The 21,801-nt window shown below is 61.7% G+C and carries 18 protein-coding genes; 6 read left to right on the top strand and 12 right to left on the bottom strand.

From position 1 onward, the window contains the following. The first annotated feature begins 12 nt into the window (after positions 1–12). The 3 genes from ACFWXH_RS14055 to ACFWXH_RS14045 all read left to right on the top strand — a co-directional run bounded on the left by ACFWXH_RS14055 (position 13) and on the right by ACFWXH_RS14045 (position 2,486). Positions 13–711 carry a type 1 glutamine amidotransferase domain-containing protein gene (locus ACFWXH_RS14055; RefSeq protein WP_379121170.1) on the top strand — a complete coding sequence of 233 codons (699 nt, stop codon included), beginning with the start codon at positions 13–15 and terminating at the stop codon, positions 709–711. Positions 712–855: 144 nt separating this feature from the next. Further along, complete coding sequence (locus ACFWXH_RS14050) at positions 856–1,524, top strand: NAD(P)H-binding protein (RefSeq protein ID WP_379121168.1); 669 nt, start codon at positions 856–858, stop codon at positions 1,522–1,524. A 134-nt stretch (positions 1,525–1,658) separates the two neighbouring features. After that, positions 1,659–2,486, top strand: coding sequence for an alpha/beta fold hydrolase (locus ACFWXH_RS14045; protein ID WP_379121166.1), 828 nt, complete (start codon positions 1,659–1,661; stop codon positions 2,484–2,486). A 164-nt stretch (positions 2,487–2,650) separates the two neighbouring features. On the opposite strand, the gene ACFWXH_RS14040 is transcribed toward ACFWXH_RS14045, so the two are convergent. The 10 genes from ACFWXH_RS14040 to ACFWXH_RS13995 form a co-directional block, all read right to left on the bottom strand. Next, positions 2,651–3,757, bottom strand: coding sequence for a hypothetical protein (locus ACFWXH_RS14040; protein WP_379121164.1), 1,107 nt, complete (start codon positions 3,755–3,757; stop codon positions 2,651–2,653). Further along, on the bottom strand, positions 3,750–4,283 hold the full coding sequence (locus ACFWXH_RS14035) for a hypothetical protein (RefSeq protein WP_379121162.1): 534 nt from the start codon (positions 4,281–4,283) through the stop codon (positions 3,750–3,752). The genes ACFWXH_RS14040 and ACFWXH_RS14035 overlap by 8 nt, the downstream gene beginning before the upstream one ends. Before the next feature lie 80 nt (positions 4,284–4,363). Then, positions 4,364–6,337, bottom strand: a complete 1,974-nt coding sequence (locus ACFWXH_RS14030) for an AAA family ATPase (RefSeq protein WP_379121160.1) — start codon at positions 6,335–6,337, stop codon at positions 4,364–4,366. A gap of 27 nt (positions 6,338–6,364) precedes the next feature. Beyond that, positions 6,365–7,702 carry a hypothetical protein gene (locus tag ACFWXH_RS14025; protein WP_379121158.1) on the bottom strand — a complete coding sequence of 446 codons (1,338 nt, stop codon included), beginning with the start codon at positions 7,700–7,702 and terminating at the stop codon, positions 6,365–6,367. Beyond that, entirely contained in the window at positions 7,699–8,475 is a 777-nt protein-coding gene (locus tag ACFWXH_RS14020; protein ID WP_379121156.1) for a DNA adenine methylase, read from the bottom strand. The genes ACFWXH_RS14025 and ACFWXH_RS14020 overlap by 4 nt, the downstream gene beginning before the upstream one ends. 105 nt (positions 8,476–8,580) lie before the next feature. Continuing rightward, positions 8,581–9,360 (bottom strand): ABC transporter ATP-binding protein, encoded by a 780-nt coding sequence (locus tag ACFWXH_RS14015; RefSeq protein WP_379121154.1) that lies wholly within the window; start codon positions 9,358–9,360, stop codon positions 8,581–8,583. Position 9,361: 1 nt separating this feature from the next. Continuing rightward, complete coding sequence (locus tag ACFWXH_RS14010; protein WP_379121152.1) at positions 9,362–10,201, bottom strand: ABC transporter permease; 840 nt, start codon at positions 10,199–10,201, stop codon at positions 9,362–9,364. Between the two features lie 7 nt (positions 10,202–10,208). Continuing rightward, on the bottom strand, positions 10,209–11,537 hold the full coding sequence (hisD, locus tag ACFWXH_RS14005; RefSeq protein ID WP_379121150.1) for a histidinol dehydrogenase: 1,329 nt from the start codon (positions 11,535–11,537) through the stop codon (positions 10,209–10,211). A 570-nt stretch (positions 11,538–12,107) separates the two neighbouring features. After that, entirely contained in the window at positions 12,108–13,112 is a 1,005-nt protein-coding gene (locus ACFWXH_RS14000; RefSeq protein ID WP_379121148.1) for an ABC transporter substrate-binding protein, read from the bottom strand. Positions 13,113–13,144: 32 nt separating this feature from the next. Continuing rightward, positions 13,145–15,190: a N,N-dimethylformamidase beta subunit family domain-containing protein gene (locus ACFWXH_RS13995; RefSeq protein WP_379121146.1), complete on the bottom strand. Its 2,046-nt coding sequence runs from the start codon at positions 15,188–15,190 to the stop codon at positions 13,145–13,147. Positions 15,191–15,324: 134 nt separating this feature from the next. Between ACFWXH_RS13995 and ACFWXH_RS13990 the strand changes: the two genes are divergently transcribed. The 3 genes from ACFWXH_RS13990 (at position 15,325) to ACFWXH_RS13980 (ending at position 19,209) form a co-directional block, all read left to right on the top strand. Continuing rightward, positions 15,325–16,131 carry a helix-turn-helix transcriptional regulator gene (locus ACFWXH_RS13990; RefSeq protein WP_054312265.1) on the top strand — a complete coding sequence of 269 codons (807 nt, stop codon included), beginning with the start codon at positions 15,325–15,327 and terminating at the stop codon, positions 16,129–16,131. A 145-nt stretch (positions 16,132–16,276) separates the two neighbouring features. Beyond that, complete coding sequence (locus ACFWXH_RS13985) at positions 16,277–18,253, top strand: FAD-dependent oxidoreductase (RefSeq protein ID WP_379121144.1); 1,977 nt, start codon at positions 16,277–16,279, stop codon at positions 18,251–18,253. 350 nt (positions 18,254–18,603) lie between these two features. Further along, entirely contained in the window at positions 18,604–19,209 is a 606-nt protein-coding gene (locus ACFWXH_RS13980) for a hypothetical protein (protein WP_379121142.1), read from the top strand. 244 nt (positions 19,210–19,453) lie between these two features. Here ACFWXH_RS13980 and ACFWXH_RS13975 read toward each other — a convergent pair whose 3' ends face one another. Both ACFWXH_RS13975 and ACFWXH_RS13970 read right to left on the bottom strand, forming a co-directional pair. Then, positions 19,454–20,449, bottom strand: a complete 996-nt coding sequence (locus ACFWXH_RS13975) for an acyltransferase family protein (protein ID WP_379121140.1) — start codon at positions 20,447–20,449, stop codon at positions 19,454–19,456. A gap of 309 nt (positions 20,450–20,758) precedes the next feature. After that, positions 20,759–21,343, bottom strand: coding sequence for a dihydrofolate reductase family protein (locus tag ACFWXH_RS13970; RefSeq protein WP_379121138.1), 585 nt, complete (start codon positions 21,341–21,343; stop codon positions 20,759–20,761). Between the last annotated feature and the right edge of the window lie 458 nt (positions 21,344–21,801).

The raw sequence follows: 21,801 nt of genomic DNA, 5'->3' as shown, positions 1-21,801 counted from the left end.
AAGGATACGACGATGAAAGTTCTCATGGTATTGACTTCTCACGACAAGCTCGGTGACACCGGCAAGAAGACCGGTTTCTGGCTGGAAGAGCTTGCAGCCCCCTACTACGTCCTCAAGGATGCTGGGGTCGAAATCACGCTCGCTTCGCCAAAGGGCGGCCAGCCTCCGCTCGATCCAAAGAGCGACGAGCCTGATTTCCAAACCGACCTGACGCGGCGCTTCAAAGCCGACGAAGCTGCCAACGCTCAGCTTGCTGAAACCCTGCGCCTGGATAGCGTCGACCAGAAAGATTTCGACGCGGTCTTCTACCCCGGTGGACACGGACCGCTGTGGGACCTGGCCGAAGATCCGAACTCGATCAGCCTGATCGAATCCTTTGTCGCAGCCGGCAAGCCGCTTGCTCTGGTTTGTCATGCACCGGGCGCTCTGCATCGGGTGACCAATCCCGATGGCACGCCGTTCGTCCAGGGTCGCTACGTCACCGGGTTCACCAATGGCGAGGAAGCGGCTGTCGGTCTTACCGACGTCGTGCCGTTCCTGGTCGAGGACGAGCTCATCAGCCTCGGCGCAGTTTTTTCCAAGGTCGCGAACTGGGGTGTGCACACCGTGGTCGATGGTCAGCTCATCACCGGTCAGAGCCCCCATTCCTCAGCCGAAGCGGCGGAAGCTCTTGTGATCGCCTTGAGCCAGACGCGGAACCGGGCTTCCTGAGCGGTCCCGACCGGAAAGTGTCCGGGGGTGACGCAGCAGGCATCGCCCCTGGTCCGCGACAGCCAATCGACGCCAGTCCTTCAGGCGCCCGATCTTCTGTCGTCAGGCGCAGCCCTCCCGAAAGGGTTATCAGAGGAGCAAGTCATGAAAGTTCTTATCATAGGCGCAAGTGGTGGCGTCGGTCACAGGGTTGCCTCCCGACTGGTCGCCGCAGGTCATCGGGCAACAGCCCTGGTCCGCCGCAGCGAGCAGGCGGAGACGTTCTCCGCTCAGGGCATCGATGCGATGGTTGGCGATGTCGCCAGGGACACGGTCGAGGCCCTCGCAGATATCATCCGGGGACATGACGCGGTCGTCTTTACGGCAGGCGCCGGTGGCCGGGATGGTCCTGAGGCCACGACGGCCGTCGATGGCGAGGGACCGGGGAAGGTCGCGCAGGCGATGAAGATCGCCGACGTGAACCGCTTCTACCTCGTCTCCGTCTTTCCGGAAGCTTGGCGCGAACGCCGGATGGACGACGATTTCGAGCATTATATGGTCGAGAAGAAGAACGCTGAAACCCGGATCGTTCTCACCGATCTCGACTGGGTCATCTTGCGGCCGTCTGCCCTGACCAATGAGCACGGCGTCGGAACGGTTGATCTGGGACTTGCCAAGATCCACCGGGAAATCCGACGCGACGATGTCGCCGACACGTTGATCGCACTGATGGATCGCCCGGAAATTTGTCGCTCGATACTGGAAGTTACGGGAGGAGATATCCCGATCGCAAATGCGGTCGATGCCCTGACCCGATCGCACGGGCAAGCATGAGCATGACCCCGTCCAGTCTCGATCTCACCCGCCGCGACACGCTGGCCCTCGGCGCTGCGTTTGCGACCCTGTTTCTCACCAACCCGCTAACCGGAACTGCATCTGCAGAACTATCAATGAAAGGAAACCTCATCATGACCACTGTAACCACGAAAGACGGAACGAAAATCTTCTACAAGGACTGGGGCGCGCGCGACGGCCAGCCCATCGTATTCGCCCACGGCTGGCCGCTGTCTTCGGACGCCTGGGATGCCCAGATGCTGTATTTCGGCCAGAAGGGGTTTCGCGTCATCGCTCATGACCGCCGTGGACACGGGCGCTCCGACCAGCCTTGGGATGGCAACAATATGGACCAGTATGCCGACGATCTGGCCGAGGTCATCAAGGCGCTTGACCTGAGAAATGCGGTGCTGATCGGCCATTCGACCGGCGGCGGCGAGGTGGCCCACTACATCGGCCGCCATGGTTCGGATCGGGTTGCAAAGGTCGTGCTGGTGGGGGCCGTGCCGCCGCTGATGCTGAAGACCGCGGACAATCCCGAAGGCACGCCGATCGAGGCCTTCGACGGCATCCGGGCGGGCGTTGCGTCCAATCGCTCGCAATTCTACTACGATCTGACGATCCCCTTCTACGGCTTCAACCGTGACGGCGTGGCGGTGAACGAGGGGTTCCGCGAGAGCTTCCGGCTTCAGGGCCTGGCCGGCGGCATCAAGGGCCAATACGACTCCATCCACGAATTCTCCGAGGTCGACTACACCGAAGATCTGAAGAAGATCGACCGGCCGACGCTGATCATCCATGGTGATGACGACCAGATCGTGCCGATCGCTGCTTCAGGCGACAAGGCAGCAAAGCTCGTCGCGGGCTCCACATACAAGGTCTATGAGGGCAGCTCGCACGGTCTCGCCCAAACCGAGGCCCACCGCTTCAACGCCGACGTCCTCGAATTCATCAAGGCCTGACCACCAGACAAGCGCAGAGGCCTTCCGAGCCTCTGCGCTTGAAGGCCGGCGAGCTTGAGGAAGAGCGGATCGCAGCGGAAATGAGAGAAACGATAAGCCGCGTGCCCCGTGTTCCGGAGCTACTACGCTTTAAAATTAGCCGGCTTCGTTCAAGCGAGCTATTCTTACGAACTGGCAAAGTTCGATTTCCGCGGATTCAGGAAAAACCGTATTGGCGTTGCAAAATCATCTCTTAGTTTCGCATGATTTGGATCAAATTGCAGAACGTCGTTTGCATAATGCATTGCGTCTGACGAGCTAAGGGGATCGTTAGCGCCCTGAAGACCATTCCTTCGAGCATCGAAGACGACTAGATAGCCTCGTGTAGAGGTGCTTCCGGTGTGTCGGACTTCGCGGTCAAGATAATCAGCAAGCTGATTAGCGCCCTTCTGAGCCCTATTGGCGTCGTAGTCAGTGTACGTAATCTTGGAAGTTGATTTTCGGGAAATGGCCGTCGACCGGCCCAGCCATTTTACCTCGATAAGCGCAGCTGCTCCAGATGCGAACCATTCAACGCGGATATCAACTGGCTTTGTCTCGTCAGTGTTGTGCTCGGGACGAGCGTTAGCATCTCGCAAAACCAACTGCAGTGCTTGAACCAGCGAGTCTCGCATAATCGCTTCAGGTCGATTAACAAGAACCAGTCGGGGACCGTCTACACCACCTTCCCAGGCATTCGCCAATATTCGGCATTTCGTTTCACGAACGAACTCTGCATACCGAGAGAAAGCCTCTTCGAGATTATTCAGGGTCGCACTAGCAAAGTTGCTGCTTAGAAGAGGCGAGACCTTCTGAACATAATCATCATGGCTCTTTGCTAGAATTCGGTCTACGCCATGATCATGTCGGTAAACTAATGCGTCGCTCGCAGCTGCCTTGAGATCGATATCCGCCGTTAATTCGAGAAAACGGAAGGTCGCATCCGGAACTAACTCTACCACACTATGCGCTCCGAAGCTCGCACTGGCGAGTGCGGCTCCAAGTTGCTCATATTGTTGAAGTACAATCGGTGTCCCCCAGGTGCAAGTTATTGGGGCGCCGGGCGTCGTATTCATTCCGATGATTACTGTCAGTGTCCCGCGCAAACTTTCGGGGGGAAAGCGCTGGAAGATTAACCTCACTGAGTCCAGCAAGGTAGTAATTGCTCGCGCTCCCTGGTCACCGAAGGCCTCCCGGGCGTGGGGTAGATATGCCATCCTCACGAGTGTTTGAATGTTTTCGAGATTAATCAACGGGTTGTTCCTCCGTTCGGAGGATACGCGCTGACAGCCAGATAACCGCTGGCGACAAAAGATCCCGAGCGTCCGCGCCAAGCACGGAACTTACAATTTTATACTCACTATAGAGCAACTCGATATCACCGGGTAGGAGCAGTTGACGGCGCTGCCGCAATCGGATCGATGCTGCCATACCTGGTGTTTGACTAATGGCATGCCGAATTGAGCCGACTGGAAGCGCAAGCGCGCATTCCGTTGCTGCCCTGAGCCAAAGACGTCGCTCTGACCAAGGGCCAAAAGTGAGCAGATTTTCTATCTCCTCCGAAATATCACTGCGATGTACGGTGAGCATTCCTTTGTCGTCTTCGACAGCAAGCCCCTGGGCGATGGCAGTCGAGCGAGCATGATCAAATTGAGCGCTGTATGGGAAGCCTTCCGACGTTACAGCAAAAGGGTATCCCCAATCACCAACAGCTTGTCCCCTGAAGAGTCCAAGAATACAGCCCAGGTATGCATAGAGGTGGGCCTCGATAACGGTCATCGGCATCGTTGAAGCTGGTGCGTCACATAGAACCGCTACAGCGTCGAAATATGCTTCGGGAATTATGTCTGTTGCCGAGTTCAATTGAGCGCCGCGTCGATCGAGTTGTACGCTTCGGTGAATAGCGCTTCTTCGCTCCGCTGCACCTCGCTGAGATCTGTCCAGTCGGTCATACGAACAATCTGCATGCCCGAATGCTTCTGGAGCTGAGCTAGACGTAGAACTAGATGCGAACTACGCAGGTTTGCGGTCATTAGCAGGCGATTACCCTCAAGAACGAACTTGGAGAACATAGACCCCGCGCGCGCCTCATAGGCGATATCTAGGGAGCCCTCTGGGGTGTCGATGAGGAGAGTTGCGGAATCTTCTGCCATAAACTCTGAAAGCGCCATGCGAAGGGCGATGTCGATAAAGAAGCGTTGACTTTCAGACACCGTGTCGGGTTGAAGACGTAGCTGATCGCCCATACGGAGACGAAGTCCGAAGCCCGAGTCGTTGGCACCTTGGCGATGCTCTAGTTCGACGTCGATGGGCAGTCCGATAAAATCTTCTGCAAGTTCACGAAACCGAGGGACGAAACGTTCGGAGCCGGCTTCATATTGAACCTTTAGCGCCTTCTCATAAGATCGAAGCTGTTCGCGAAGCTCGTCGCGCTTTTTATAATGTGCCTCGCTTTGCGAAAGGAACTGTTGACGCTCCATTTCTAATTTGTCGATTTCCTTCTGGATTGCTGAGAAGTTCGAGCCGGTTTGGACTCTTGCAAGCGCTGATGCTTCCTTCTCTTCAAATTGCTTAAGCCCTATAGCTGCCGCTTCCTCGCTTGCCTGTGCGGCGATGAACTCGTCGCTGATACGCGAGCGACTTTCGAGGATTGTTGCGAGCTCGTTGCGAATATGTGCAATCTCGCGATCTAGGCGCTGCAATGCCGGGATAGCAGTGTCATCTGTGCTGGAGCGGTCGAGTACGCTCTCGCACAAAGGACAATGGCCTTTATCCAGGTGAGATTGGACTTTCGGCGCTGCGTGAACCATGCCGCACAGAGCGCATCGATCCTCGGACAAAGTGGCTCGCACGATTGGATGGTGTTCAACCGAGGAAGATTGCTGTAGTCGGCTCGAAAACAAGCGACGATACTCTAGCTGCGTTTCCGTCAGCGAGGCGCTGAGATCGGTCCATTTCAAGTCTGCGTCGCGTAGCTCCGCCTGCTTGCGTCGCATCCTCTGCTCGGTCTGAGATTGGTGAGCGATCAACGCGTCATGCCGAGCTTGTAGGTCCGCTCGTGTCGCATGATCATCTGTTTCTGCGTCGTTGAGAAGATCGGCGAGTTGTTTGATCCGGTCGGCGACGTGCCTAGCAGAGAAGCGTACGTTACGGCCGCGCGAGCTTTCACGGTCCATGTCACGTTGCAATTTGTCGGCGGCTCTGGCGGCTATCGGATCTGCCCCAAATGCGAGATAAAGCGCATTAGTTAGTGCGGCATCATCCCACATTAGAAGGTGACGGCCCTCGTCAAACGTGGCGACGAAATGAACTAGAAAGACGAACTGGGCGAATTCCTCAAGGCCAGATAGTTTAAGGATTTCGTTCTGATAAGCACTAGAAAGGTCACCGCCACTTTCGTCCGTCGACCGGCGCTCGTCAATTTCGCCAGTCGTCAGATCACAAATGGTCAGTCGAGTTACACCGGCGGTGCCAAACAAATCTCGGGTCACGCTGAGTTTGGTCGTTGGCCATACCAAGCCCACGGTCACGCTTGAGATCGAGCGTGCATGCTCGGTAATTCGGCCACTGAAATAGTCGTCAGATCGCTCCGCCCGCCCAGCATTACGGAAGTAGTCCTCTGCGGATTGAAATTTACGATTGGGATCGGGAATAACACCCGTGATCGCGAAATTGACAGTATTGAGGAAAGTAGATTTTCCTAAACCGTTTGCGCCAATTAGACAAAAAACGGGCCGCTTAATAATGGTCGTGGCGTTTGGCTCGTGCGAATAAAGATCGAAATTCTCAAGTGCGACGCGTTCGATCGTCGGCAAGGAGATCTTCCGGTCCATTGTGCCCCCCAATCAGCCATCTAGAGTCTATGCACGCTCAAAGACAAGACAGTGTTCCGACAGCTCGAGTCCGCCACCATGCTGAGAACTATTTCGCATTGAACGAATAGCGCCTTGCTCGACTACACGAAATCCCAAGTTTGCAACACATTCTTCAAGAATGGACGCGACATCCACATGAATACCGGCATACTGGCTATCACCAACTGCAATGATAGCATGATGTCCAGGGGCAAGAATCCGTCGTAGGTGTCCGAAGACCGTAACGAGATCATCGAAATAAAAGCCGATCATCTCAGGAATATGAGGATTCCAGAGATCGGTTCTCGCACGGCGTAGGGCCTCCAATGTTCCCTCAAGAGAAACCGAGGACGCCAATTGCTGTGTATTTTGCCATTTCATTTGCACATGAGAGCGGAGTGTCTGATGGCGAAGTGTCCGATTGTCTGGGCCTGACTTAAGATAGCCGAGCATCCAGAGTTCGAGATTATATACATCGGTGTAGTCAAACGAATTTGGGTAGGGTGGCGAGAAGATTGCTACGTCGGCTTGATCAACGCCGGCGAGGGCAGTTCGGGCATCTCCACGATGGACAACGTGCTCTCCACTAGGCAGATTCGAGTATAGCGTCAGATCGTCCGTCGCCATATCGACGGCATCATCGAGACTTGAAATCAAGTCGCTTGCAGTTCGCTGTCGGCTTTCCCAACCCCGCCGATAACGCCGGCCCTTCCCATTTATAGTCACATTGCTGTTGATGACGAGCACTGATCCAAGCAGCACGCGGAGCAATCGAGCCTGCCCCGCCTCAAGGCGAGAGGATGCGCGCAGGATCGCTCGCACAGTTGTGTAGACATCGGCGGAAAAGACAAAGCGCCCGTTGACTCCTGGCTCTGTCATGGTAGCCGGCATACCTTCGACCAGGGCTTTGTCGCCGGGCTCAATCACAATTTCCGAAAGAAGCTGTTCGTAGGATGCACGGAAATTTGCCGCTGATATCGGCGCAAGCTTAGCCTCAATAAGGTCAGCAAGAAACGGATTGACTTCAACGATGGCGGAAGAGATGCCAAGCATGCGGCAGGTAACGGCAGTGGTGCCGCTGCCTCCGAAAGGATCCAGGCATCTTTCAGCCTTGTAAGGGAGCGCGCTGAGAGTATCGGCAACGAATTTGGGCGAGAAGGCTTCTTTGAAATGAAACCATCGCTGAAAAGGTACCTCTGCTGTGCCTTGGTTTGAAGACGTTGGGGCGGCCTCAGTATATCTTGCTAGCCAGCGACCTAGGTCAGCGAATTGGGTAGCGCTGCGCGTAAGCCGTTGCGAATTTTGAACCGTCTCGATGAGTGAAGTCTGCCAGAACTCTGTCATGCGAGCGCTCCCAGCGATCGTCCACGAACCAATCGATTGGCAAAGTCCGGCTCGATATCTGAGGATTGGATAAGGGCAGCTAACACCGCGCGGCGCTCGACCGCGGGTAACTGCGCAAGCTTGTTTACCCATCGTGCAGTTTTGCGACGAATGCGCTCGCGTTCGCGGAAGCTGCCGCCGATTGATGTATAGTCGTGAAGGTCGGCCGAGAAGGGGAAGTTTGCCCAGATGTTCTCGCGACGTAGCCCGCCGTGGGTCACATTCACCAATTCTTTGACATCCCAGCCATCCAGCGCTCTCTCGTAGAGGGGCGAGGAATAGCCAGATATCATTACTCGACACTTAAGTTTTAGAAGTAGGCTTAGAAGCCTTTGATGGTCTTCATCAGAGTACTCGAATCTATAATATTTACGGTTCTTTTTTGTCGATGCTAAGTACGGCGGGTCAGAATAAACCAATTCCTTCCCGGTAAAATTATACTTTGAAAGAAATTCAAAAGCATCTATATTATAAAGTTCGAGATTTTTAATATTCCATCCACATGCTTTTGATATAACTCTATGATCTATATCTATTCCTATGCTTAATGCGGATTCGCGCTTGTTCCTCATTATTGAGCCACCGCCAAGGTGTGTCTCGATGTAGACTTCATGTGGGGGCATTAAGGAGACGATGTCCTGCCAAAGCCTTCCTTTGCCGCCTGCGTAACTCATGCTTTGTTCATCGTCATTTTTGACGATGAAGTCAAGTGCCGAATTCAGGCGTCTGTTCACACCGGTGTGCGCCAAAGACGCTGTGCAATCGCATCGGCGCGCACACGGCGAACAGGGAGGATCTGCCGGCCAAACAGCATGTCGGCCGCTATGCCGAGCGCGCCCTCAATGAACCTCGTCGCCGGCGATCTCCTCGCGGATGGATCTCAGCACACGCGCTTGCAGTTCCAGCAACTCGGGGTCGTGCCCTTCGCCGTTGGCGCGCGGTCGCGCGAAGGTGACCGGGATGGTTTCCTTGATGCGCCCCGGGTTGAGGCCCATGACGAAGATGCGGTCGGAGAGATAGACCGCTTCGCTCACATCGTGCGTGACGAAGATCACGGTCAGTCTGTGCTCCTGCCAGATCTGCATCAGCAGTTCCTGCATCTGGCCACGCGTCAGTGCGTCGAGCGCACCGAACGGCTCATCCATCAAAAGAATCTTGGGCCGGTAGGAAAGCGCGCGCGCGATCGCCACGCGCTGCTTCATGCCGCCCGAAAGCTGGCCGGGAAAGCTGTCGGCGAAGCGCGAGAGCTTCACCAGTTCCAGATGCCGGCGGGCGATGTCGGTGATTTCCTTCGGATCGTAGCGGGCCTCGCGCAGCGCGAACTCCACGTTCTGCTGCGCCGTCAGCCAGGGCAGCAGCGTGTAGGACTGGAACACCACGCCGCGGTCGATGCCGGGGCCGGAAATGGGCGCACCGTCGACGAGCACGTCGCCGCTGTCGCTCTCCTGCAGCCCGGCGATGGTGGCGAGCAGCGTGCTCTTGCCACAGCCCGAGGCGCCCACCAGCGAGACGAACTCGTTGTCGGCGACCTCCAGATTGATGTCGGAAAGCACCTTGACCGCGCCGTCGCGGAACGACTTGTTCAGGCCGGAGATGCTGAGTTTGGGATGCGGCGCCATCTCAGGTCCTCTTCTCGTATTTGAAGAATTGCCGGCCGAGGAAGCGCATGATCTGGTCCGTGGCGAGGCCCAGCACACCCAGCACGAGGATATAGCCGATGGCCATGTCGGTCTGCAGGTATCGCTGGGCAACGGTGATGCGATAGCCCAGGCCCGAATTGGCGGCGACGAGTTCGGCCAGCGTCACCCAGGTCCAGGCCCAGCCGAGCGAGATGCGCAGCGTGTCCCAGATCTGCGGCAGGGCGGAAGGCACCACGATGCGCATCAGCACGCGCAGGTCGCTCATGCCGAGCGTCCGGCCGAAGCCGACGAAGTCGGCGGGCACGCGCTTGATGTTGTCCTTGAACATCAGGGTCTGCTGGAAATAGGTGCCGATCCAGATGATCAGGAACTTCTGCACGTCGCTGGTGCCGCTCCACAGGATCGAAAGCGGGACGAAAGCCACCACCGGCATGTAGCGGACGAAATCGAGGACCGGCTCGATCGCCGCCTCCCAAAAGCGGTAGGCGCCGATGAGGATCGCAGTGCCGAGCGCCATCACCGAGGCGATGAGGAAGCCGATGCTGATGCGGTAGATGCTGATGGCGACGTCGTTGCCCAGGGTACCGTCCCGCGCGAGCTTGATCAGCTTGGCGACCACGGCATACGGGGAGGGCAGGAAGATCGGCTGCACCAGGCCGATCGCCGCCACGATCGTCCAGGCTGCAAGCAGCAGCAGGAAGGCGCAGACGGCGATGGCGACATAGGTTGCCGTCGGAAACTCCGCGCCCATGGAGAACAGGGATTTGCGGCGGCGGCGGACAGGCCTTGAAGGCGGGCTATTCACGGTTGGATCGCTCATGTCTTTGTCACCGAATTGCAGCCGAGGACAGTATGTCGTCCCGGATTTCCGATACGGCGTTCTCGTGCGCCCGGAAGCCTTCGTAATGCGCGAAGGCCCGGGCGGCCGGCGCCAGGCGTTCGTAAGCGGCGCGCGAGATATAGGCTATCGAGGAGCGTTTCAGGAAATCGAACACCGAAAGCGGGGATGCGGTAGCAGCACGGCCGCCTGTCGGCAACACATGGCTCGGGCCCAGCACGAAATTCGCGATCGGGATCGCCGAGTGCGGGCCAAGCAGGATTTCGCCGGCATTGCGGATCAGCGGCAAGAGGTCGAATGCGCCGGTCGAGAGCACGGCCAGATGCTCGGCGGCATAGTCGTTGACGAAATCGAAGGCGGCTTCGATCGATGGGGCGAGCACGATGCCGCCCTTGTCGCCGCCGAGAACGGCGCGTGAGAAACCGGCCCGGTATTCGCCCATCTTCTCCCAGAGGCCGGGTATCGCGGCGGCCACCGCGCGGGCGACGTCGGGGTCGGCCGTCACCAGGAAGGCGGACGAATCCGGTCCGTGCTCGGATTCGACCAGCAGATCCAGCGCGGCGAGTTCCGCCGGCACGGTGTTGTCGGCATAGACGATCAATTCGCTCGGGCCGGCCGGGCTGCCGGGGTCGATGCGGCTCGACAGCATCTGGCGGGCAGCGCTCAGCCAGGGGCTGCCGGGTCCGACGATCTTGGCGCAGCGCGGCACGGTCTGTGTCCCGAAGGCTGCCGCCGCCACGGCCTGCGCGCCGCCGCACAGGTAGATCTCCTCGATGCCGATGAGCGAGGCGATGAAGCGGGTTGCCGCATCGGCCGTACCGTCCGGTCCGGGCGGCGTCACGATGACGACGCGGCCGGCGCCGGCCACCTTGGCCGGCACGGCGGTCATGATGGCGCTGGAGGGAAAGAAACCCTTGCCGCGCGGCACGTAGCAGGCGACCGAGTCGATCGGCGTCCAGCGATCGCCGATCATGGCCCCCCGCGTCTGCTCGGAAAGCCACAGCTCCTCGGGCATCTGCGCCTCGTGGAAGCGCCGGACCTGCTCGACCGAAAGTTTGATCGCGTCGACCAGCCGGGGATCCAGCTCTTTCTCGGCAGCGCTGATCGCTTCCGCCGAAACCTTCAGCGTGGTGAGCGCCACGCCGTCGAAGCGCCGCGCGCAGTCGATGAGCGCGGCATCGCCGTCTTCGCGCACGGCGCGGATGATCGGCTCGACATCGCGCATATAGGTCGAGAGGTCTGCTTCGGTGCGCTCCAGCAATGCCGCGCGCCGTGCCGGCGAAAGCTTGCTCAGATCGTGGATTGCAATGGCGTCCATGGATTTTCTCGATTCGTGTTGCTCGTATGGCCGGCCCGACCGCGTTCTCCCCGCCGGGCGAGGCGGTGGTCGGCGCTGGCCGATCCTCTCCCCCTTCGAGGCAGGGCAATTGCATTTGGCGCATTACCCCCTCTCCGTCTCGGGCTCCGCCCGATCCACCTCTCCCCCGCCTTCGGCAGGGGCGAGGAACCGCAGTTGCCGCGCAGGCGCCTATCCAGCTTGGGTTCCTCGCCCCTTGAGGCAGGGCAATTGCATATGGCGCATTGCCCCTCTCCGTCTCGCCCTGCGCCGGCGGCAAAAGCCGCCGTGGGCGATCCACCTCTCCCCCGCCTTCGGCAGGGGCGAGGAACCGCAGTTGCAACGCCGGCGCCTATCCAGCTTGGGTTCCTCGCCCCCGTGAAGCGGGGGAGAGGTGGATCGGGCGAAGCCCGAGACGGAGAGGGGGAAACCTCATATGCGATTGCCCTGCCCTTTGAGGAGAAGTGCCGGGCGACGCTGGGTTGATGCGTTTATCCTGCGGGGAGGCGGCTGGCCAGGCACCCGACTATCGGGTGCCCAGCCAACCACGGGTCATTTCGCTACCGAAACGTTCGCGTCGACCGCGTTTTCGTAAGGGATCTCCTTCTCGATCATCTTGGCGGCGAGGGCTGCCTTCACGATGCTCGGATAGGTCTGCGTCTTGAAGACGCCGTTCAGCGCTTCCTGGCTTTCCGCGACCGAGTAGTAGGACACGCCATCGAAGGCGCTGGCGAGTTCCGAGGGCTCGGCTCCGACGCCCTTGGCGATGATGGCGCGGCCTTCTTCGGTGTGGGTGCGGTAGAAATCGAGCGCCTGGTCCCAGCTCTTCAGCAGCGCGCGCACCTGGCCGGGCTTGTTCTTGAGCACATCCTCCGGAAGGGTCAGCATGTCGCTGATCAGGCCGGGGGCCTCGCCTGCCTCGGCAAGCACCTTGATGCTCTTGTCGGCGTTCAGTGCCGTCGAGATGTAGGGCTCATAGGTGACGGCGGCGCCGACGGTTCCCGAGATGATGGCGGTGCCGGCGTTGGCGGCGGGCATCGGCAGTTCGCTGATGTCGGCGATCGTCATGCCGTTCTTCTCGAGGATGTAGTTCAGCAGGAGATCGCTGGTGGCGCCCTTCTCGAAAGCCACCTGCTTGCCCTTGAGGTCGGCCGGCGTCTTGATGTCGTCGCCCTTGACGAGGATTGCATCCGCCTTGGTCGAGGCGTCCATCAGAAGCACGCCCTTCAGCGGAACGCCGGCCTGCACCTTCACCAGCAGCTGCTGGATGGATTCGTTGTCGCCGTTGACCTGGCCGGAAGCGATCGCCGCGCCCATGTCCTTGTCCTCGACGAAGTTGACGAGCTCCACGTCTTCGAGGCCGTTGGCTTTGAAGAAGCCCTTTTCCTTGGCGATGTACCACATGCCGTAGCCGAGCCAGGGCTGGATCGCCAGCTTGAACACGCCGGGCTCCACGGCCGGATCCTCGGCGAAGGCCGGGCGCGGCGCCGTCAGCGCGCCGACGGCAAGTGCGGCGACCGCGACGGCGCCGAATGCGTATTTGCGGAAAGTCTTCATCGTTCTGTCCAATGCTCCCATTGTGGTTGTTGTCATCTATTGCGCCCGTCATGGGCGCCCAGCCGGTTCAGCAGGTTGAGCGTTATCCGGCCGACGTCGTTCATCCCCGAGGCCGGCAGCGCGCCCAGCCAGGCGACGGAGCTGGCTGAAAAGATCATGCCGCCCGAGGCCAGGTGGCGCAGCGTCATCTCTGCGCAGCGCCGTCCCTCGAGCTCGGGCTCGCCGCCTTCGTACCAGCGGGTGGCGTCGTGCACGAAGCTGTCGGGAAAGCCGTCGGCGCGCGCGATCACCATCGTGTCGGGATGGGTGCCGAGATGCGCGTCGGTGGCGTCGACCTCATAGCCGGCGGCAGCGCCGAGCACGATGCCGCTATCCCCGAACGTGTCCTGGCCGACGCCCTCGAACAGCCAGGCGGCGGCCGGCTCGCGGCTTGCCGGCGTGCGGGTGAAGGGCCTGCCCTGGTCGAAACCCATCAGCGAGATCGCGACGCCGGTCAGGCTGAATTCGCCGCGTCCGCTGGCGCGCAGATGCCCGCCCGGCTCGTTGGTGATGGCGAGCGACTGTTCGGCGATCGGGCCGTCCCAGGTGCGGCCGGCTTCCAGCGGCGAACGGCGCAATTCCATGAGGTCGTCCTTGAAGGCGACCTTGCCGGCGAAGCCGTTTCCGCCGAGATAGGCAATGCTGCCCCCTGCGGCCGCGAAACGCCGCAGCGCGTCCTCGATCTCGACCGACATGTATTCGGGATGGCTGCCGGTCATCACCGCCGCGTAGCCCTCGAGGCCGGCAAGCCCGCGCTCATGCAGCGCATGGTCGGTCGTGAGGTCGAAGGCGATGCCGCTGGCGTGGCAGAACCGCAGGAAGTGCAGGTCGACCGGCAGGTTGTGCGGGCCGCCGCACAGCGGATAGTTGTAGTCCGGGCGAAGCGTCGCCTTCGGCTTCCTGTAGGAGCAGATCGAAACGCCGCTGGCGTCGCTGTGGTAGTCGTAGAGCGAGCGCAGATTGTTATCGATCGCGAACTGCTGGCCGCGGTCCGGGCATTTCCACTCGTAGAGATGCTCGGGCAGGAATTCGTCGGCATAGGCGAGGTAGGTGGCGGTCGGCACCAGGAACAGGAGCCGGTTGCGCGGCGCCGCGGCCACGACGAAGAAGACGATCTGTTCGCTGCCGCGCTCGTGCTCGATCTCGAAGGCGTAGACGCCGGAGGCGGCGTCGCGCGGCAGCTCGGCGCGAAAGCATGCCGGCCAGTCCAGCGGGCCGAGGTCGTCGTCATGGCAATGGATCGCGTCGTAGTGGGAAGGCTCGAGCCGGGGATCGAAGCTCGATCCGTTCCAGCGCGACGAGGTCGTGCAGAAGGTGGGCAGGTTGACCGCTTCGAGTTCCAGCACTGCTGCGCCGGACGATAGCAGCGGCGTGGCGGTCAGGCGCGTCGGGAACGTCCAGGAGACGCTGCCGGACGACAGGCGCAGCGCGATTGAGGCGAATTTGGCGTTGAGCGTCGGACGGTCATGCGCAAGGCTGGCGCCGAACAGCAGGTCCTGTCCCGGGGCTTTCCAGGCGGCATCGAATTCGCGATGCAGCTTGAAGGGGGCCAGCAGGTCGCTGCCGGTGATGTCGAGCGCGACGCCGGAGCCGGTCGACGCGATATCGATGCGCAGCCAGTCGCGCGCGGGCAGCGCTTCGCCCGACAGCAGCAGCCTGTCACCCAGGCGGAACCGCAGGCCGTCATCGGCCAGCGTCAGCGCGAAGCTGTCGGTTTCGACGATGGCGCGCTCGCCGTGATTGCGGGTCAGGAAGACCTCGAAGGAGACGCCTTCGACAGGGCCGGCGCCTGCCAGCTGCGCCGCGCCGACGCGCAGGAAGGAACCGAGGTCGATGCTCTCGTGGCCGGGGGCGGCGCCAAGGCGCTCGACGGGCCAATCCGTTGCCATGGGCTCAGGTACGTCGAGGCGCATGACGCGCACGTCCCGCACGGCCGCCGCCGTGGACAGATGCAGCTCGACCGCGCTGCCGGCCGGCGCGTGCCAGGGGGCCGTATAGCCGGCCGCCGCCATGGCGTCATGGTTCACTTTCTTCTTCACGCTCGCGGACATCCTCTCCGCGGCAGCCGTTGCGGGCCGCCGAATTCCCGGGTACTGGATATACCCCTGTTTTTTTGATCTAATCTATTAGTACCAAGTGGAAGGGGGTATATACCCCCATCGGGGTATTCTCGGTGACAAAGACGGTCTTCGGCAGTCTGGCGCAAGCGATCGACAGGGTCGGAAGCGACGATTTTTACCCGGCGATGGCTGAATACCTGCGTTCCTGCATGGACTACGACAACATCATCGTCATCGTTTTCGTCGGCACCAACGCGCCCGACATACGCTACAGGAGCGTGCGGGGGCCGGACGTGTTCCGCTTCGTCGCCAGGCAATATCTGCCGGGCGCCTATCTTCTCGATCCGGTCTACCACTTCCATCTCACGCGCGGCGCGCCCGGCCTCTATCGCCTGCTCGACATCGCGCCGGACCAGTTCCGCCGCAGCCGCTACTTCAAATGGTATTACGGCCGCATCGGCATCATCGACGAGATATCGGTGCTGCTGCCGGTCGGCGACAACACGACCATCACCGTCTCGCTCGGCAAGGACAGCTCCTCCGACCAGCTTTTCTCGTCGAAGGCGGAAGACCAGCTTCGGCAGCACGAACCCGTCGTGATGTCGCTGCTGCGCGCGCATTTCAGCGCCTCGGAGGTCCACCCGGCCGGCGAGCGCAGGCCGACATCGGTCATCGACAACCTGATCGCTTCCATGAAGAGCCATCATGGCGTCGGGCTGAGCCGACGCCAGGCGGAGGTGGCGCTGCTGATCCTGCAGGGCCACTCTTCCCCTTCGATCGGTCTTCATCTCGGCGTCAGCCCGCAGACGGTGAAGGTCTTCCGCAAGCAGCTCTATGCGCGCTGCGGCATCTCCTCCCAGGCCGAGCTCTTCGCACTGTTGATGCCGCTGCTGGGCAATGACGGCATCGCGCTCGATTGATACGCGCCATATTGGCCGATTGCCCTGGCTCGGTTGCCTCCAGCTCAACCAGCGAAGAATTTCGTTCACATTGACGGCCAGCCTCGATTGTTCGTCCATGGCACACGAAGCGGGTACCGGCGCGCATTGCTCCAGGGAGGCAACCATGTCCGAATTCAAGCGGCTGTTCACGCCGGTCGCGTTGCGCGGAAAGACGCTGCGCAACCGCATCGTCTTCGGCGCGCACACCGCGAACATGGCGGCCGACGGCCTGCCGACCGAACAGCATGTCGGCTATTATGCCGAGCGCGCCATCGGCGGCGCCGGCATGGTCGTCGTCGAGCCGATGCCCGTGCACCGGGCGGCGGTGCTGACCCGCGGCAATTTCCGTCCATCCGACGACAGCGTCGTCCCGCATTTCCGTAAAGTGACCGAGGCGATCAAGGGCAATGGCGCCGTCGCCATCCAGCAGCTCTACCATGTCGGCCAGCACGCCGATGCCGACAACTCCTTCCATGCCGGCTGGTCGCCGTCGGGCCTGCCGAGCTACCACGATTCCGACGGCTCGCACCGCATGACCGAGGCCGACATAGAGGAAACGATCGACGGCTTCGTCCAGGCCGCGCGGCGCTGCCGCGAGGCCGGCTTCGACGGGGTCGAAGTCTGGGCCGCCTATCATTCGATGCTCGACCAGTTCTGGACGCCGTGGTCGAACCGGCGCGACGACCGCTGGGGCGGCAGTCTCGAGAACCGCACCCGCATGAGCCGTGAGGTGATGAGCCGCATCCGCCGCGAATGCGGCGACGATTTCATCGTCGGCCTCGCCATCAACGACGACCCGGACGTCGAGGTGGCGCTGCAGCGCGAGGCGCTGGCCGAGATCGTCGACCGGCACGACCGCGACCATCTCATGGACTATGTCACCTGCGGGTCCGGCAGCTATTTCGACTTCTACAAGATCATCCCGACCTTCCTCTATCCGGAGAGGCTCGGCGCTGACCTCGCGGCGGTGCTGAAATCCACCGTGCGCCATGCCCTGGTCACGGCCGAGAGCCATATCCGCACGCCGCAGAACGCCGAGAGCGTGCTCAGCGAAGGGCGTGCGGATCTCGTTTCCATCGTGCGCGGCCAGATCGCCGATCCGCACCTTGCCAACAAGGCTGCCGCGGGAAGGGCCGAAGACATTCGCGGCTGCCTGTCCTGCAACCAGATGTGCTGGGGCCGGCGCTCGCGCGACTACTGGATCAGCTGCGTCATCAACCCGTCGGCCGGCCGCGAATGGGAGTGGGGCGGCGATCGCTTCACGCCGGCCGCGAGGCCCAGGCGCGTGCTGGTCGTGGGCGGCGGCCCGGCCGGGCTGGAGGCCGCGCGCGTGGCCGCCGAGCGCGGCCACCAGGTGGCGCTCGCCGAAGCCTCGGATCGTCTCGGCGGGCAGTTCCGGCTTGCCGGCATGCAGCCGCGCCGCGCCCAGATCATCGACCTGATCGACTGGTACCAGCGCCAGCTCGCAAAGCTCCAGGTCGACGTCCGCTACGGCCAGTATGTCGAGGCGGACGATGTCGCGCGGGAAGGCGTCGACCACGTCATCGTCGCCACCGGCTCGCAGCCGCAGGACGGCGCCTTCCAGAGGGCGCTGCCGCAGTTCGACGCCATACCCGGCGACGGCACGGTGCTTTCGGCCGAAGCCGTGATGGCGCGCGAGGCGCGGCCCGGAAAGCGCGTCATCGTGCTCGACGATGGCGGCAACTGGAAGGGCTGCGGCACCGCCTGGCGGCTGGCCGAGGACGGCCACGAGGTCACGCTGGTGACGCCTGATCCACTCGTCGGCAAGGAGCTGCAGCGCATGGCAGCCGACGGCCCGCTGCGGCGTGCGCTGGCCAGGCTCGGCGTGCGCTTCCTCACCGAGAGCGCCGTCGTCCACTGGGATGGCAAGACGGCCGCGATCGCATCGCTGCTCACCGGCGTGAGCGAAGAGCACCCGGCGGACGCGCTGGTCTTCGCCGGCACCAACATGGCCGAGGACAGCCTTGCCGCCGAACTCGACGCGCGCGGCATCGCCTTCACCGCGATCGGCGACTGCACCGCGCCGCGCCAGGCCGCCTTCGCCATCCACGACGGGCGCAAGGCCGCGCTGGGACTGTAGCGTTTCCAGCGGGGGCGGGCGCCGGGACCGCAAGTCTGCGGACAAGACCGCAGGGTAGTCGCATATGGCGCGCAATCCCCCTCTCCGTCTCGCCCTGCGGGCGATCCACCTCTCCCCCGCCTCCGGCAGGGGCGAGGAACCGCAGTTGCAGCGCCGGCGCTCATCCAGCTTGGGTTCCTCGCCCCCGTGAAGCGGGGGAGAGGTGGATCGCCCACGGCGGCTTTTGCCGCCGGCGCAGGGCGAGACGGAGAGGGGGAGCTCGTATGCAATCGCCCTGCGACAAAACCGGGTTGACCGCCGCTCCCGAGCGTCCACTATGCGAGAGGGACGGGGCAGGCAGGAGAACCTTCATGCCCAGACTCCGTTTCGCCCTTCTTGTCGTGACGTCGGCCCTCTCGTTCGCAGGCAACGCCCCCGTATCGGCCAACGAGCCGACCGCCGCCCAGCGCATGTCGGAACCCGGCCCCCTGGAAGAGATGCTCGCCAAGCAGACCGGCTCATGGGATGTCGTCGCAAGCCTGTGGCCGGCGCCGGGAGCGGAGCCGATCGTCGCCCGCGGGCTGGTGGCCGAACGCACCATGATCGGGCCGATCCTGCAGGAGATCATGAAGCCGGCGCCGGGCGGCAAACAGCCCGATTTCACCCGCATCGACTATCTCAATTTCGACAGGGTCGAGGGGCGCTGGAAATATGTCTCCATGGACACGCGCTTTCCCGTTTCCATCATGCCGGCGCGCAGCTTCGGCCCGGCGACGGACGGCAAGATCGACGTCCAGTTCGAACCGCAGGGCTTTGTCGGCTTCGGCACCGAAGTCGAAGGCCGCTTCATGGTCTCCGACATGGCGATTTCCAGTTCCGACGTCGACCACATGCTGAAGGAACAGCACGTCATGATGGCCAACGGCACCGGCAAATCCTGGCTGTTCGTGCGCTACGAATACACCCGCCGCCACTGAGTGCTGAAGGACATCGTCCCTGGGTGCGCGTTACGCCTGGCGGCCGGGTAGCGCGATCGCATATGGCGCATTGCCCCCTCTCCGTCTCGGGCTTCGCCCGATCCACCTCTCCCTCGCCTCCGGCAGGGGCGAGGAACCGCAGTTGCAGCGCTGGCGCTCATCCAGCTTGGGTTCCTCGCCCGCAGGGCGAGACGGAGAGGGGGAGTCTCATATGCGATTCCTCCGGGTGGCGAGTGGCTCCCCTTCAGCGCGTCTTGCTCCCGCCGGCCATCTCCCCGAAAGTGACCAGCCCCCTCGGCGGCGGGCTGAACAGGCGTCGCATCGGCGTGTCGAGCGTCGCGGAGATCGCGGCGATCAGGATCGAAACGCCGATCATGACAGGCAGCGAGACCGAGCCCAGCACGCCGCTGCTGGCCAGCACCATGACGATCAACCCGTGCACCAGATAGATCGACAGCGAGCGCTCGCCGAACCAGGCAAGCACCGTCGAACGGCTCGGCACCAGGGCGCAGAAGCCCAGCACGGCGGCCAGGCTCAACGACAGCACCAGCAGCCGGCCGAGCCCGGGATAAGCCGAGAAGGGAGCAGCGCTGGAGTAGTCGCGGCTTCCGGTCAGCGCCGAGCCGTCGAGGCCGTTCAGCCACCACACCGTCACCACCAGCATGGACAGCCCGAACAGGCAGGAGAAGGCGAGGCGATGGCGTCCGGCCAATGCCACCAGCTGCGCGCCGTAGAGATGGCCGAGCACGAAGAAAGGCAGGAAATAGATGGTCCGGGCAGCGCTCAGCGCATAGCCGACGGCATCGTCGTAGCCGACGAAGATGGCGCCGAGAAGCGCCACAGACAGCCCGACCGGGGAGGCGAACAGCGGCAGCAGCAGGCGCCAGCCGATCATGCTGGCGATGAACCAGAGCAGCCAGTAGGGCGTCAGCGGCGAATAGCTGTACCAGTCGGTCAGCCGGCCGGCGCCCAGATAGATGAGCTGGAAGACGACGAGCGGGAAGAACAGCGTCCATCCGATCTTCTGGTAGTCGCTGCTCTTCAGCGTGTCGCGCGCGAAGATGCCGGACAGGAAGACGAACAGCGGCATGTGGAAGGCGTAGATATCGGTATAGAGCGTCTGCAGCAGGATCGATTGCGCGGATGGCTTCTCGATCAGGTGGCCGAAGACGACGAGCAGGATCCCTGCTCCCTTCAATGCATCGATAGCGCCGTTTCGGCCACTCTTGGCTGTGTTCATGCGGTACCCGTTCCGTGAGCTCAGCCGTTCGAGTTAGTGCGTCGCTCCGCGATTTGAACCCCGCTCAACTGCTGAGCCGGCTACCGGTCTCCCAGTCCGGCGGCCGCGAATTGCCGCAACCCCCGGTCATTTCAGGTGTTGCGGCATTCCGGAGCGCCGGCAAACGATGCGATCAAAAACGATGAAGCGCGGTCCCCGAATGTTACCGGCCGCCAGGGATGGGGCAGATACCGTGCGGTCGCCAAACGTCGAATCCGCGGAAAGCACCCCGGCCTGTCTGCGCAAGGGCGTCCACCGTCCAGCAACCTGTCAGTGCGCGCGACAGTCGTAGTGCAAGGCTGCTATATCCGAGCCTGCGAGCCGGCGCTGGCCCAGCAGCCTGAACGGTGCGCTCGAGCCAGGCTGGAATGTGCGCACGCCTCCGCCCAGGACGACGTTGCCCACCAGAAGGTGAAACTCGTCAACCAGGCCATGCGCAAGCAGGTCGTTGAAAAGAACGCTGCTGCCGAAGATCAGCAGGTCGGCACCGGCCTGGGCCTTGAGTTCGGTGATCCGCGCATGCACGCGTGTCCTTTTCACCACCTCGGCGCCGGCCCAGGGAGACGTTTTCGCCACAACCAGCGTGTCGCTGGCGACGAGCTTGTGGGCAGCGTCGGCACGCTCGGCGATCTCGCGTTGCACCGGGTCGCTGGCCGGACCGCGATCGACATTCGGCCAGTAGCCTTCGAACATGGGGAATGTGGTGGCACCAAAGAGCAGCGTGCCCGCGCTGCGCATGAGTTCAAGGTTGTGGGCGTCGAACGCCGGCCCCATTGGCAGCATATCGAGCCGGCCACCTGGGCCGGCGCAGTAGTTGTCGAGTGCGCTCAGAATGCTGACGACGAGCTTGGCCATTGCAAATGTCCTTCTGCGGAATGCAGCCCCGGACCTTCCGGGCCTGTCATTGCCTTAGAGACACTGCGATGCGGAAACTCATCGCTCCGCGGTGAAAAATTTTCAGAGCGGTTGTTTTTTCAGGAGACGTGGACCTGCTCTGCTGATTGAAGCCGGCTCTGAACCGTGTCGAATTTTCAATGTTCCGGAATGGATCCCCGACACTCTCCGCTCCCTGCGGTCGCTCCGAGGTCGAGGATGACGGATTGCATTTATGATCGATGCTAACTGTGACCGTTGGCACTTGGCATCGACGCTGGTGATGAGCGAAGACGACCAGGGAACTCCGTCATCCTCGACCTCGTAGGGAGCGAAGCGACTGAAGAGTGTCGGGGATCCATTCCGGAACGCTGGAGAATGGGATCGATCTCGCCTCAGAAGCCCGCCAGCCACATCGATGGCCCATGGAAGAAAGCGAA

Origin of the sequence: Mesorhizobium sp. NPDC059054, assembly GCF_042739215.1 — a bacterium.
Taxonomy (GTDB): Bacteria; Pseudomonadota; Alphaproteobacteria; order Rhizobiales; family Rhizobiaceae; genus Mesorhizobium.
Note: the sequence above shows the minus strand (reverse complement) of the source record. Positions and strands in the feature narration are given on the sequence as shown.